The 14,890-nt window shown below is 48.9% G+C and carries 8 protein-coding genes; 1 reads left to right on the top strand and 7 read right to left on the bottom strand.

Features of this window, described 5'->3' with window-relative positions; genetic code table 11:
- Window positions 1–12 precede the first annotated feature (12 nt).
- The gene (gene gltB, locus D479_RS03385) at window positions 13–4,635 is read right to left on the bottom strand and encodes a glutamate synthase large subunit (RefSeq protein ID WP_008633646.1); all 4,623 of its coding nucleotides are present in this window, start codon (window positions 4,633–4,635) and stop codon (window positions 13–15) included.
- 309 nt (window positions 4,636–4,944) lie between these two features.
- Here gltB and D479_RS03390 point away from each other — a divergent pair, with 309 nt between their 5' ends.
- Complete coding sequence (locus D479_RS03390) at window positions 4,945–6,006, top strand: P1 family peptidase (protein ID WP_008633647.1); 1,062 nt, start codon at window positions 4,945–4,947, stop codon at window positions 6,004–6,006.
- Between the two features lie 235 nt (window positions 6,007–6,241).
- On the opposite strand, the gene D479_RS03395 is transcribed toward D479_RS03390, so the two are convergent.
- The 6 genes from D479_RS03395 to glgA form a co-directional block, all read right to left on the bottom strand.
- Complete coding sequence (locus D479_RS03395) at window positions 6,242–7,066, bottom strand: YihY/virulence factor BrkB family protein (RefSeq protein ID WP_008633649.1); 825 nt, start codon at window positions 7,064–7,066, stop codon at window positions 6,242–6,244.
- A gap of 90 nt (window positions 7,067–7,156) precedes the next feature.
- Window positions 7,157–8,437, bottom strand: a complete 1,281-nt coding sequence (rpoN, locus tag D479_RS03400) for an RNA polymerase factor sigma-54 (RefSeq protein ID WP_008633652.1) — start codon at window positions 8,435–8,437, stop codon at window positions 7,157–7,159.
- 178 nt (window positions 8,438–8,615) lie between these two features.
- A complete protein-coding gene (locus D479_RS03405) occupies window positions 8,616–8,990 on the bottom strand; it encodes a PH domain-containing protein (RefSeq protein ID WP_008633653.1) in 375 nt (124 codons plus the stop codon).
- A 15-nt stretch (window positions 8,991–9,005) separates the two neighbouring features.
- The gene (locus D479_RS03410; protein WP_008633655.1) at window positions 9,006–10,925 is read right to left on the bottom strand and encodes a glycoside hydrolase family 13 protein; all 1,920 of its coding nucleotides are present in this window, start codon (window positions 10,923–10,925) and stop codon (window positions 9,006–9,008) included.
- A gap of 20 nt (window positions 10,926–10,945) precedes the next feature.
- A complete protein-coding gene (locus tag D479_RS03415) occupies window positions 10,946–13,384 on the bottom strand; it encodes a glycogen/starch/alpha-glucan phosphorylase (RefSeq protein WP_026577725.1) in 2,439 nt (812 codons plus the stop codon).
- Window positions 13,385–13,414: 30 nt separating this feature from the next.
- Entirely contained in the window at window positions 13,415–14,845 is a 1,431-nt protein-coding gene (gene glgA / locus D479_RS03420; RefSeq protein ID WP_008633660.1) for a glycogen synthase GlgA, read from the bottom strand.
- Between the last annotated feature and the right edge of the window lie 45 nt (window positions 14,846–14,890).

Below are 14,890 nucleotides of genomic sequence, written 5' to 3' on the forward strand. Positions count from 1 at the left end.
CCCCCTTCTCCGTTATTTCACAGTCTCCACTGGCTTATTCCGTTCTTCAAAGGCGGTCATTTCCGCATCGAATTTCTCGAGTCCTTCTGCTTTCAGACGTTTGATCCGCTCCTGCATCGTCAAATAATCCCTCGGGATGACTTTGACGAACTTGGCGACATAAGAATCCCAGTCTGCCAGAATCCGTTGACCAAGGCCGCTGTTCGTATAACTTACGTGCTTCTCGATCAATTGGTAGAGCTCCTGGATTTCTTCCGCATCATCCAGCGTATGCAGGTGGACCAATTCTTTGTTGCATTTCGTTTCAAAAGGTTGTTGTGATTCATCGAGGACATAAGCGACCCCGCCGGACATACCGGCAGCGAAGTTACGACCTGTCCCTCCAAGAACAACGACTTTTCCTCCGGTCATGTATTCACAGCCGTGATCACCGACACCTTCGACGACGACTTCGGCTCCACTGTTCCTGACACAGAATCGTTCACCGGCAAGACCGTTGATGTAAGCTTCCCCGGCTGAGGCTCCATAGAAGGAGACGTTCCCGATGATCGTGTTTTCCTCCGGAACAAACGTCGATTTCGGAGAAGGATGGACGATGATTTTACCGCCTGATAAACCTTTTCCTACGTAGTCATTGGAATCTCCGACAAGACGGAGTGTTACACCCTTCGGAATGAACGCGCCGAAACTCTGACCTGCCGACCCTTTGAACGTCAGCTTGATCGTATCTTCAGGAAGTCCTTCTGCACCATATCGGCGGGTGATTTCACTACCAAGAATCGTCCCGGTTACCCGGTGTATATTACGGATGGATCCGGTACCTTCCACCGGCTCTCCTGTTTCTATCGCTTTCCTGCAAAGAGGGATAAGCTCTTGAACATCAAGCGTCTTCTCCAGCCCGTGATCCTGCTTCTGTGTTGCGAAGCGGCCGTAGTTATCCGGCACGTCCGGCTGGTAAAGCAGTGCGGAAAGGTCGATGCCTTTGGCCTTCCAATGATCGATCGCTTCGTTTGCTTCCAGCACGTCTGTGCGTCCGATCATTTCATTGATGGAACGGAAGCCAAGCTCTGCCATCAGCTCCCTTGCCTCTTGAGCAATAAAGCGCATGAAGTTTTCAAGGTGGTCCGCTTCCCCGGTGAACTTCCTGCGCAGCTCCGGATCCTGGGTTGCCACGCCAACCGGGCATGTGTTCAAATGACAGACCCGCATCATGACACAGCCAAGCACGACAAGCGGTGCTGTGGAGAATCCGTATTCTTCTGCGCCCAGTAATGCAGCGACGACGACATCCCGCCCCGTCATCATTTTTCCGTCTGTTTCAACAACGATACGGTCACGCAGACGATCAAGAACAAGCGTCTGATGGGTTTCGGCCAGGCCGATTTCCCACGGCAGCCCTGTATGTTTAATACTTGTCCGCGGAGCAGCTCCTGTACCGCCATCATACCCACTGATCAATACGAGATCGGCACGTCCTTTGGCAACGCCGGCAGCAATTGTTCCGACTCCGACGGCGGACACAAGCTTCACGCTGACTCTGGCTTTCGGATTGGCATTCTTCAAGTTATAAATAAGCTCAGCCAGGTCTTCAATGGAATAGATATCGTGGTGTGGTGGTGGAGAGATCAGCTCGACACCTGGTGTAGAACCACGAACTTCTGCCACCCACGGATATACTTTCTTGCCTGGAAGGTGACCGCCTTCTCCAGGCTTGGCCCCTTGAGCGACCTTAATCTGAATTTCATCGGCATTCACAAGGTAGTGACTGTTCACACCAAAACGTCCGGAGGCGACCTGTTTTATGGCGCTTCGTTTGGAATCTCCGTTTTCTTCCGGATTAAAACGCTTCGGATCTTCGCCGCCCTCTCCGGAGTTGCTTCTGCCTCCGATCCGGTTCATAGCAACCGCAAGCGCTTCATGCGCCTCAGCACTGATGGAACCGAAGGACATGGCTCCAGTCTTGAATCGTTTGCAAATATCTTCCACCGATTCTACTTCCTCCACCGGAATGGAGTAACGCTTCTTAAAGGACAACAAACCACGCAGAGACTGGAGGTTATTGTTCTCGTCTGTCAGCATTTTCGAATACGATTTGAACAAGTCATAATCATTGGAGCGGCATGCATGCTGAAGGGTCGCGATCGTCTGAGGATTGTACTGATGATCCTCCCCGTTCTCCCGGTATTGGAATTCATCACCGGCTTCAAGCTTACGATTCGATCCACGGCTTTCATCGAAAGCAACTTCATGACGCATCAATACTTCTTTCTCGATGATATCAAGGCCGATTCCGCCTAAACGGGAAGCAGTACGTGTGAAGTATTGATCGACGACTTCCTTCTTAATTCCAACAGCTTCAAAAATTTGAGCACCGCGATAACTCTGGATCGTGGAAATACCCATTTTGGAAAGTACTTTAATAATGCCGTCGGTCGCTGCTTTCACATACGTATCGACAGCTGCTTCATGGGATTCGACCTCAAGAAGATTGCGCTCCTGCAAATCACGCAGCGACTCATAAGCGATATAAGGGTTGATGCCTTCCGCGCCATAACCGAGAAGCGTCGCGAAGTGATGGACTTCTCTTGCTTCCCCGGTCTCTGCGAGGATCGACACCTTGGTCCTTGTCCCTTGACGGATCAGGTGATGATGCAGACCGGAAACCGCAAGCAGTGTTGGAATGGCTGCGTACTTTGCATCCACACCACGATCGGACAGGATGAGGAGGACATTTCCTTCTTCAATGGCCTGATCAGCTTCTTCAAACAAACGGTCAAGAGCCGGTTTCATCGCCTCTTCTTTCGCTTCAAACAAGACAGACAACGTCTTAGTCCGGAAGCCCTCCAAGTCCTGTTGACGAAGCTGTTCAAGCTCTCTGTTTGTCAAAATAGGAGAGGCAAGACGAATATGGCGGCAGCTTTCCGGCTGAGGATCGACAAGGTTGCCTTCTGCTCCGATCGTTGTTTCCACCATCGTGATCAGCTTCTCCCGAATCGCATCGATAGGCGGGTTGGTTACTTGTGCAAACAGCTGTTTGAAATAGCTGTAGAGTACTTGCGGCTTTTTCGAAAGCACGGCAAGCGGGGAGTCGTACCCCATTGATCCGACGGGGTCTTTCTTGTCTGTGACCATCGGCATCAGAATCTTATTCAGCTCTTCAGTCGTATATCCAAATGCAAGCTGTTGACCAATCAAATTCTCTACCGGCGGGTGCTCTGTGACCGGCTCCGGAAGGTCTTCTAAATTCCATTTATTCTCTTCGATCCATTCTTTATATGGATGCTCCTGAGCAATCTGCAGTTTAATCTCTTCATCCGGGATGATCTTCCCTTCTTCCAAATCGACAAGCAGCATCTTTCCAGGTGCGAGGCGGTCCTTGTACAAAATGTCATCCGCAAAGATATCAAGGGCTCCTACTTCGGAACCGAGGACGATCATTCCGCCTTTGGTTACGTAATACCTCGCTGGTCGAAGTCCGTTACGGTCAAGACAGGCCCCGATCTGCTTCCCGTTTGTATAGGCAAGCGCAGCCGGTCCGTCCCACGGCTCCATCAATGTGCTGTGGTATTCATAGAAATTCTTCTTATCTTCCTGAATCGTATCGTCATTGGACCAAGGCTCCGGCACCATCATCATTGCCGTATGGGCAAGGGAGCGTCCGGACAAGTGCAGAAATTCAAATGCATTATCGAACATCGACGAGTCGCTTCCTTCTGCATCGATGATCGGCAGAAGTTTCTTCAAGTCTTCTTCACTGAAATATTCGGACTTTAGTAATTCCTGTCTTGCTCTCATCCAGTTGACATTTCCCCGGATTGTATTGAATTCTCCATTATGGATGGTGTAGCGGTTCGGGTGTGAACGTTTCCAACTCGGGAAAGTGTTCGTACTAAAGCGGGAATGCACTAAAGCGAGGGCAGTAATGAAATCCGGGTGATTCAAATCGATGTAGAAGGAGTCCAACTGCTCAGGAATCAGCATTCCTTTATAAACGATCGTGTTGGAAGATAAACTGCAGATATAGAAATCATCGTAGCCTTCCACACTTGCAATCTCTGCTTCTGCACGTTTTCGTATAATATATAAACGGCGTTCAAAATCCATCTGTGTCTCCACACCAGCCGAAGGGGCCACAAATGCCTGACGGATGAAAGGCTTTGTCTTCTTCGCATCGTTACCCACGAAGGAATCGTTAATCGGCACCGTTCTCCAGCCGAGGAATTCCTGTCCTTCTTCTTCCACAATCTTCTGGAAGCGCTGCTTACATTCCATTCTCAAGTCATGGTCATCCGGCAGGAAAATCATCCCGATGCCGTACTTCCCTGACTCAGGCAGGTAAATATCTTCTTTCTCACACTGCTTCTCAAAGAATTTATGAGGGATTTGTGTCAGGATTCCGGCCCCATCTCCGGTACTGACATCAGCAGACTGCCCACCACGGTGTTCCAGGTTACAAAGAATCGTAATGGCATTCTCGACGATACTATGGCTTTTCGTTCCATCAATATTAGCAATTACTCCGATTCCACAAGCTTCGTGTTCGTTCTCCGGGTGATATAAACCCTGCGGAACAGGATATCCGTTTTTTGCATATTCATTCCCCCTAGCGGACTTATTCTTGTAGGTTACAGGCATAAAATTAAAAAATTCTGTCTTTTCAGTTTCTTACTAGTATAGCATGAAAATCCGGCCCCTTCACGTACCTAAAGCACATAAGTACGCAATTTTCCGACAAATAAAGAGGGATTACCAAAAGGAAAATCCAATAACACGAACGATGTAAGCGCAACCAACCAATTTTGTATTTTTTTATAATTTTTTCAAGAAACCGTGTCTTTTTGTTTCGGATACAGAAAGATTTTGTATAAAAAGTCATAAAAACGAATCAATATACAAGGAGGAATCAGGCTGTAAGTTGCGAATAGGAAGGATGGAGGTGTAATAATGGGTCATGAAGTTCGGAAGTATGGCATTTCAGTTGGAAAACTATCCACCGGGAAAAGGAACGCAATCACAGACGTCCCCGGCGTAAAGGTCGGGCATCACACGCTCGCTGAAGGGGATGTGCAGACAGGAGTGACAGCGATCATCCCCCACGAAGGGAATTTGTTTCAAGAGAAGGTACCGGCGGCATCCCACGTCATCAACGGCTTCGGCAAGACAGCCGGATCGATTCAGATAGAAGAACTGGGGACGCTTGAGACGCCTGTGATTCTCACCAATACTTTCGGTGTCGGGACAGCGATCGATGCCGTCATTGATTATACATTGGAACGTAACGAGGAAATCGGCAGGGAAACCGGAACCGTCAATGCGGTCGTCGGGGAATGCAACGATATGATACTGAACGATATCCGCAGGCGGACGATCCGACGGGAGCACATTCATTCAGCCATTGAAAAAGCAGATAAGCACTTCGGGGAAGGAGCCGTGGGCGCGGGGAGAGGGATGGTCTGCTATTCGCTCAAAGGCGGGATAGGATCTGCTTCCAGAATACTGCCGATAGGTTCGAAAGACTATACCATCGGTGTGTTGACGCTCACCAACTTCGGCACGCTGCGTGATCTTCGTATAGACGGAAGAGCAGCAGGGGAAGAATGGCACGCGGAGAAAGAAGCGAAGGAGGAGAAGGATAAAGGGTCTGTCATGATTGTGGTGGCGACGGATTTACCGGTTACCGACAGACAGCTGCATAGAATTATCAAACGTTCCGTCATCGGCCTTTCTAGAACAGGAGCGATGATCAGCAACGGAAGCGGTGATATCGCCCTCGGTTTCTCAACTGCTTACAACATCCCCGCAAAACCGTCTTCCGTTCACATGATTCCGACCATTCATGAAGAGGAAATCGATATCGCTTTTCGCGGCGTGGCAGAGGCGACGGAGGAGGCGGTCCTGCAATCCCTGTTTTGTGCAGAAACCGTTACCGGACGAGACGGAAACATCCGCCGATCTATAACGGAGTTACTATCAGAATCTCTTGTACCAAAGGGAGAAAACCCTTGAAAAAGAGACAATGCCCGTGCTACATTTCTCCAGTAACCGGAGGGATGCCCTTATGCGCAGGTGGCGGATACTAACTATTTTGCCGGCTGTCTTCATAGCCGGTCTGAATTTCAACGATCATCGTTATTTCTTTAGTATTCTTATGGACGCAATCGCTGTCGCAGCAAGTATCGACGTGGTAAAACGAATGAAAGCCCCCATCCTCTTAAGGACAGGGGCTTTCATTCGTTTTCTATTAAGCCGCTTCCTGTTTCCCATCTTCTCTTCGTCGGTGATAGATGACGTTGATTTCTGCTCCGACCATCAAGATGATACCGGTCAGGAAGAACCAAAGCATCAGAACAATGATTCCCCCAAGGCTTCCATAGGTTGCGGAATAGTTACCGAAGTTGGACACGTAGAAAGAAAAGCCTAAAGAAATCAGCTGCCAGAGGACAGCGGTAATGACAGCTCCAGGCAGGATATGATGAAACGGAATATTCTTATTCGGCGCAAAGTGGTACAGTGCCATAAGCACGCCTCCGATGACAGCGACACTGATCACCCACCGGAACACCTGGAACAGAAACGCTGTTTCCCCAGGAAGATTGATGGCATCAAGAATGACCTGACCGAAAACCGGCAGTACGAGTGCGACAGCAATGGCAATAATCATGCCGACAGTCAATACCACCGACAGGAGCCGGACTTTAATAAAGGACCTTGTTTCCTCCACGTTATACGCCTGGTTGGCAGCTTGAATGAAGGCATTGATTCCACTCGAAGCAGACCAGAGTGTACCGAGAATACCGACAGTAAGAAGCCCACCGTTGGGCTGCTCCACTACGTTTATGATGTTATCCCGGAAAATGTTTGCTGCTTCCGGTGTCGAGAAGCTGCCCACCGCATCGACGACCCTTTCCGAATCAATATTCATATAAGGCAGTATGGACAGCAGTAAAATAAGCAGCGGCACAATCGCAAGCAAATAGTAATAGGCCTGCGCCGCTCCAAGCATCGGTATGTTATCCTTTTGAAACTCTTTTATGAGATCTTGTAAATAGCTTTTCGCTTTCTTCATCGATCTGCTCCCTCCTCCACAGACATGTAATTGTCTATCCCCTTTTTTTGTAAGAACTAACCTTCTGAGGATGCGGGAGAGAGGAGAGGCTTACGTCTTTCGCCGGGAAGAGGATGGAATCCCCATCCCGTCCCGGTATTTAGCAACCGTACGACGCGAAATATCTACGTGAAAGGTATCTCTCATTTTATCTGCGAGCCGTTGATCAGACAAAGGACGGGAGCTGTTCTCCTCCTTAATCCAATCACAGAGAATGTCTTTGATCTGCAAAGAGGAGTATACTTCTCCAACCTGCGATTCGTACCCCTTCACGAAAAAAGACTTAAGCTGTTTCATACCGAGGGGGGTCTGTATCACTTTTCCTGCAACCGCCCGGCTGACGGTGGATTCATGGACCCCCATACGATCGGCAACCTGCCTCAGCGTCAAAGGCTGCAAAGGTTCTCCACTGAAGTACCTTTTCTGATGTTTCATCACTATCCCAGCCACACGCATCAATGTATGCTGCCGCTGTTCAATGCCACGCATCAACCAGCGGGCCTGCTGGAAGCAGTCTTCAAGAAACAGCTTCGCCTCTTCCTCCTCTTCATGCATCCTACTCAGTATACCATCCCAATGAATGTGTTTTTGGAAAGAGTAAGGATCGCGCAAAAGAAGTCCGTGGTCCTTTTTCTCCACATATAAATCAGGCAGAGCTGTCTCACGAGGTTGTACCTTCGTCTGAATGAGCGGTCGAGGCTGAAGCTCACGAAGAATGGCAAGAGCTCTTTCCGCCTCCACTTCCGAAACGCCAACTGTCTGCAGCAACTCCCAGTTCCTCCCTGCAAGATCCTCCAGGTGATCTGCTGTCAATTGATAGAGGAGGTGATCTTCTGGATACGTTTCTTCTATCTGCAGAAGTAGAAACTCCTGGAAGTGGAAGCAGCCGGCTCCGAATGGCTCCATATGCATAAGCTGCCGCCTGGCGGAAGAAACCGCTTCTACATCCACCGCCAGAATCATCGCAGCCTCCTCTTCAGATATAGTCAGGAAGCCTTTGTCATCAAGACTTTCAGCAAGAAAGCGAAGAATCTTCTTTTCCTTCTCCTCCCTCTCCAGCCACCTAATTTGTTCGATCAAATCTTCCCGCCAATTCGCGGCATCTGCTGCGAGTTGATCTATTCTATCAATATAAGCATCGTCGTTTCGCGAAGACAGGATGGAAGACATGGAAGCCGGTGGATCAAAAGCAATCATCGGGTTGCTCTCGACCACTTCCCATATGTAATCCCATACCTCAGCCGTCGTATATTGAAGCAGGTTGATGGCCTGTTTCATCTCTGTCGTCATGAATAAACCCGTCGTCTGTTTTTGAGCTAATTCCAGCTTCATCTTTCACACCCCTAAGATAACGCTTTCATATTTAATAATGAACGGTTTCTATCTATCTTTCAAGTTCCATTCCTATGTATAAGAAAAGCCGGCACAAGGCCGGCTTTTCTTCTGTCTGTTTTTAAGAGCGGACACCTTCGTAAAAGGGGGCGCTTATCGTTTCACGTGGAACATTTTGTTAAAGAACATAAGTAGCAAGCGTTTTCTGAACCGCTTCAATCGGGCTGTCTTTCTTAAACAGCTTGACGATCGGTTCGTGTGATCCGGATAACCAGATTTTCAATTCGGAATCCATATCGAAGCTTCCTGCTGTTTCCACACTGAAATGGGTGATGCTCTTATAAGGGATGGAATGATATTCGACCTTCTTACCTGTCATCCCCTGCTTATCTATGAGAAGAAGGCGCTTGTCGGTGAAAAGGAAGGAGTCCCGGAGCACTTTATAACCGCTCTGAATCGCTTCCTTCTCTGTTAAAATACCATCCAGCTGCTTTTCCAGCTTCTCTACGTCCACTTCACTGGCATTGCCAAGCAGTTCATTCAAAAATCCCATGGTCCTTGCTCCTTTCTACTTCATCATTCGCAGCAGCATACTTTCTCCCGGTTCCAATTCAAGCGTCAGCCGGTTATTCTTTGAGCTGAATATCCGCTTCTTGTTTTCCAGGTGCTGCCACTTCCCTTTCTCGATCGGGATATCGACTTCCCGCTGTTCGTAATGGTTGCGGTTGAACAAGTAAAGAAAACGTCCGTCCGATGCCTGATCACCGAAATGATCGACCCCGTTGTCTACCCAGCGTTCGAAGCAGAAGACATCCTTATCCAAGGCGAACGGCTGCCAGTGCCCTGTCCGGAGAGCATCGTGATCCTGCCTCCACTTTCCGATGTTCCGGTACCAGTCAAGCAGGTCCTCATCTTCTCTTCCCCATGGATACGGCTTCCGGTTATCCGGATCGGCCCCTCCGGTGAGACCCGCTTCATCTCCGTAATAGAGAGAAGGGATGCCCGGGAAGGTGTACATCCATAAGCTGAGAGCTTTGATCTGTTTCCCCACCATTCCCTCTGCATCCTCTTCTCGAAAAGAGGCAGGAAGAAAGCCTGTCAACATTGTTTTAATACGCTCGACATCATGGCTGGACAGCATGTTCATCACGGCATAGAAATATTCTTTCGGATAGTGTTCACATAACGTCAACAGACGCCGGTAGACACTATAGCCGTCCATTTCGCCCTTCATGAAATCAAGCATGATGCGACGGACGGGGTAGTTCATGACGGAGTCCAAAACGCCGCCGAGGAAGTAATCTCTCCGTTTCCCATAGGCTGTTTTGTTAGAGGCATCTTCCCACACCTCGCCGAGCAGCACGCTCGACTCATTTTCTTTCTTGAGCTGGCGGTAGATTTGACGAATCAGATCATCTGTTAATTCATCCGCAACGTCCAGGCGCCAATGGTTCATATTTGATCGCTGCCACGTTTTGATGACACTGTCTTCGTCGTGAACGAGAAAGTTCTGATAGTCTTTGTTTTCTTTATTCAACGTCGGAAGTGTGCCGACTCCCCACCAGGCATCATAATCATCCGGATACTGGTGGAACGTGTACCAGCTGTAATAGGGGGAATCCTTAGACTGGTACGCTCCCAGTGAATCATATTTTCCTTCTCGATTAAAGTAAATGCTGTTGCTGCCTGTATGACTGAATACACCATCAAGCATAACCTCGATTCCATAAGACGAAGCCTCTTCAATAAGCGTCTCAAAAGCTTCCTTGTCTCCAAGCAGTGGATCGATCTTATGGTAATCGCCTGTATCATACCTGTGGTTACTCTCCGCTTCAAACACAGGATTCAAATAGATGACTGTCACACCGAGGGATTGGATGTACGAAAGCTTGGAACGAATCCCATCAAGATTTCCCCCGAAAAAATCCCAGCGGATCACTTCGCCCCGTTCGTTGCGTATATAAACCGGATCATTTTCCCAGTGAGCATGGACAAGACTTGTTTCCGGTGCCTTCTCAAGCGACAGCTCCCCTTCGCAATAGAAGCGATCCGGGAAGATTTGATACATCGTCGCATTTTTCCACCACTTAGGCGTCCTGTATGCAGGATCGTACACCGTTATTTGCCAAGACGGTGGGATATGCTCGTATATCTTTCCTTCTCCACTTTCATTACTGCGCTCCCGCCCGTAGTACAACGTCTGGTCTGCGAGAACCACCTCGAAGAAATACCAGATCAACTGTGGTTCTTCCGGCATTTCTATTGTCACTTCGTAGGAAGCCTGTTGATGACCTTCGCTCCGAACATCCATCTTCTTCGTGTGCTCGTCGTCGGTGCGATCGAGGATATAGTGCAGGATGACCTGGGATGCCTGGTATCTTGCGTGGACATCGATCGCCAGAGTAACAGCAGAACCTCTCGGCGCTGCACCGAAAGGCTCTCGATAAGAAGCTTCAAAACTATTATGATACATCTCTTTTTGTTTCACTGATCCGACCTCCTCCAACATCACTTCAACGACGTTACCCGTTGGATGCCCCATATATCGCGGGCATATTCCTGAATCGTCCTGTCACTGGAGAAAACTCCGGATTGGGCGATGTTCACCAGACTCTTCGCGTTCCAAAGGCGTGTTTTCTGATAGTCCTGACTCACTTTCTTCTGCGCGAGCAGATAACTGGCAAAGTCTTTCAAAACGAAGTATTCATCGTTATGCGTCAACAAGGCATCATAGATTTCCTGGAAATCTCTTTCCCCTTTAGAGAAGGGACTGTAATGGAGCAGTTCATCAAGGGTATTACGAATCCGTTCGTCCTGGTTATACATCGCTTTCGCTGAGTAGGAACCGTTATGGTAATAATCCCATACTTCGTCCGAGCGTAATCCGAATATATAGATGTTGTCATCACCGACCAGGTCATGGATTTCCACATTCGCTCCATCCATCGTTCCCACCGTCAAAGCCCCGTTCATCATGAACTTCATATTTCCTGTTCCGGAGGCTTCCTTCGTAGCAAGGGAAATCTGTTCACTTACGTTGCTCGCAGGAATCATCTTCTCTGCAATCGACACCGAATAGTTCGGAAGGAAAACGACCTTAATATATTCATTCACTGCCTTATCGTTATTGACGACGTCAGCGATTCTATTGATTAATTGTATGACCTTTTTAGCAAAATGATAGCTTGGTGCCGCCTTCGCTCCGAAGAAGAACGTGCGCGGTACAATGTCCAATGTCGGGTCGGACTTTAATTCATTGTATAAATGCATAATATGAAGTGCGTTAAGCAATTGGCGTTTGTAGCCGTGCAGCCGCTTGATGTGGACGTCAAAGATGGAATTCGGGTCAACGATGATCCCCTGCGTTTCCTTCACCCAGTTGGAGAAATCTTTCTTATTCTCCTGTTTGATATCATGAAGCCGATCTAAAAAGGAAGCATCTTCTTTATGATCCAGCAGACGCTTCAGCTCGCCTGGTTTGTCTATCCACCCATCACCGATCGTATCGGTTACAGCGGTGGCAAGTTTCTGGTTGGCATGCATCAACCAACGGCGGTGGGTGATGCCGTTCGTCTTGTTGTTGAATCGGTCGGGGAACGTATTGTAGAAGCGTTTCATTTCTCTTTCTTTCAATATATCCGTGTGCAGTTTGGCGACACCATTAACGCTGTGGCTGCCTACAATGGATAAGTGGGCCATTTTCACCTGTCCGTCCGCCACGATGGCAAGGTCGGCAATCCGGTTAAAATCCCCGGGGAACGTCCGCCAGAGCTCCTGACAGAAACGCTCATTGATTTCATCTATGATCATAAAAATTCTTGGCAGCAAAGACCTTACAAGCCCTACAGGCCATGATTCCAAAGCTTCGCTCAATGTCGTGTGGTTGGTGTACGACACGGATGATTGAGTAATCTCCCATGCCTCCTCCCAGCCTACGCCTTTCTCATCCATGAGAATCCGCATCAATTCAGGAATGACGAGTGCGGGGTGCGTATCGTTAATATGCAGGGCTGCTTTCTCAGGGAATTCCGACCACGGCAGATCCAACGCTTCGAACGTGCGGATGATGGATTGGACGCCTGCAGAAACAAGGAAGTATTCCTGCTTCAGCCGCAGCTTCTTGCCTTCCTCATTGGAGTCATCGGGATAGAGGAATTCCGATATCCTCTCCAAGGATCGCTTATGATGCAGGAAGTGGCCGAATTCCCCTTCCCGCTCCGCTTTCTGAAGCGTATCGGAAACAGTGGGCTCCGCAGACCACAGCCGCAGCGTATTCACCGTTTCATTGCTATAGCCGACGACAGGGACATCATACGGAACAGCCAGAATCTGTTCTTCATCTGTATAGTGGAATCGGAGGACACCGTCTTTATCCTTCTCGGACGAGACGCGGCCGCCGAAGCGAACCGTAACGGCCTCTTCCGGGCGACGGGTTTCCCATACGAAGCCGTCCTGGAGCCAGTGATCCGGGAGCTCCACTTGTTTGCCATCGACGATGTGCTGGTCGAACATGCCGTATTTATAGCGGATTCCATACCCATGTCCAGCTAACTCCAGCGAAGCAAGGGAATCGAGGAAACATGCAGCTAAGCGGCCAAGCCCGCCATTACCGAGACCGGCATCGCTCTCCTGCTCTTCTATATCCGAAAGGGAAAGGTTCAGGTCTGCCAGCCCCTCCTCCACCACCGACAGCACCTTTTCATTCAACAGGTTATTACCGAGCAGACGCCCCATCAGAAATTCCATGGAGAAATAATAGACCTGCTTTGTCTTACTTTGTCTATACTCTTCATTGGTCTTCAGCCAATGCTTATTGATCTTCTCCTGGAGCAGACCACTGAGCGCACGGTACGTATCATACGTCGTAGCGTTATCGATCGATTTCCCCAGGTTTCCTTCCAACCGCCTCTGGAACTCCTTTTTGAATTCCTCTTTATCACTGAACATCACCATAACGGTTTCCTCCTGTCCCCCCTGCTAACGGAACATAGATTGATAGAGATCCATGTACTGTTGGGCAGAGTTTTTCCAAGTGAACTTACTCTTGCAAATGTTCTTCACAAGCGTTTGCCAAGCATCAGCATCTTGATACATTGCAAGGGCCCTGCGGATGGTGTACAGCATGTCATGGGCGTTGTAATTCGTAAACGTGAAACCGTTTCCCTCTCCCGTCTCCTCATTATATGGCTGGACGGTGTCTACAAGTCCACCTGTTTCCCGTACGATTGGTGCCGTTACATAGCGAAGTGCGAGCAGTTGCCCGATTCCGCACGGCTCGAAGCGGGACGGCATAAGAAACAGGTCGCTTGCCGCGTAAATCTGCCTGGATAAGGCTTCGGAGAAACGGATGTTCGTCGACATTTTCTCTGGGTGCCTGTCATGTGCCCATTGAAGCATCTGTTCATATTGATATTCTCCTGTACCGAGCAGAACGATTTGAACATCCTCATGATACAGTAGTTCATCAATGACCCGCCCGATTAAATCGAACCCTTTCTGCTCGACCAGCCTGGAAACGATGCCAATCATCGGGACATCTTTCCGGACCGGCAAACCGAGTTCTGCCTGCAGCCACATCTTGTTCTGCCCTTTCTTAATCAGGGAGCTGCGATACGGGAAGGCGAGCGACTCGTCTTTCATAGGATCATAGTTTCGGTCATCAATTCCGTTGACAATGCCAATTAATTCATCGGTGCGCTTTCGGAGTACTCCGTCTAGGTTTTCCCCATAATACGGTGTTTGAATCTCTTTTGCGTAAGTTTCACTGACGGTCGTGATGAAATCGGCGTAGTTCAAGGCGCCTTTCATGAAGTTGATGTCTCCAAAAAATTCGAAAGCATCGTCTCTCATCATCGATTCATCAAAGTCCATTAAATCGTGAAGCACGGATTGGGCGAAGACCCCCTGATACTTTAAATTATGGATGGTGAACACCGTTTTCATACCTTGAAGTTTCTCGACCTCTTTATAATGGGTATGTAAGAATACCGGAATCAACCCCGTCTGCCAATCGTGACAGTGAAGAATGTCAGGAGTCCAGTCCATCCGGCACACCAATTCCATGACGGCCCGGTTGAAGAAGACGAACCGTTCGGCTTCATCGCCGTACCCATAAAGGTTCGAGCGTTTGAAGTAATACTCGTTATCTATGAAATATACAGGGATGCCTTCATACTCCAGGTACTCGATCCCGGCATATTGATTGCGCCAGCCGAGTTGGACATCAAGCGCCTCAAGGTGGGTCATTTGCTGCTTCCACTCGTCCGCCATATTCTCGTATTTAGGAAGGACCACACGTACATCAGCGCCTTGATCCTTCAATGCCTGCGGCAGAGAACCGAGTACGTCCGCCAATCCTCCTGTCTTGATAAAAGGGGTGCATTCAGATCCAATCATCAATACTTTCATTATTTATTCACTCCTCCAATTAATGTGCGGGGGACCGCCTCTTGC

This window comes from Halobacillus sp. BAB-2008 (genome assembly GCF_000328325.1).
Lineage (GTDB): Bacteria > Bacillota > Bacilli > Bacillales > Halobacillaceae > Halobacillus.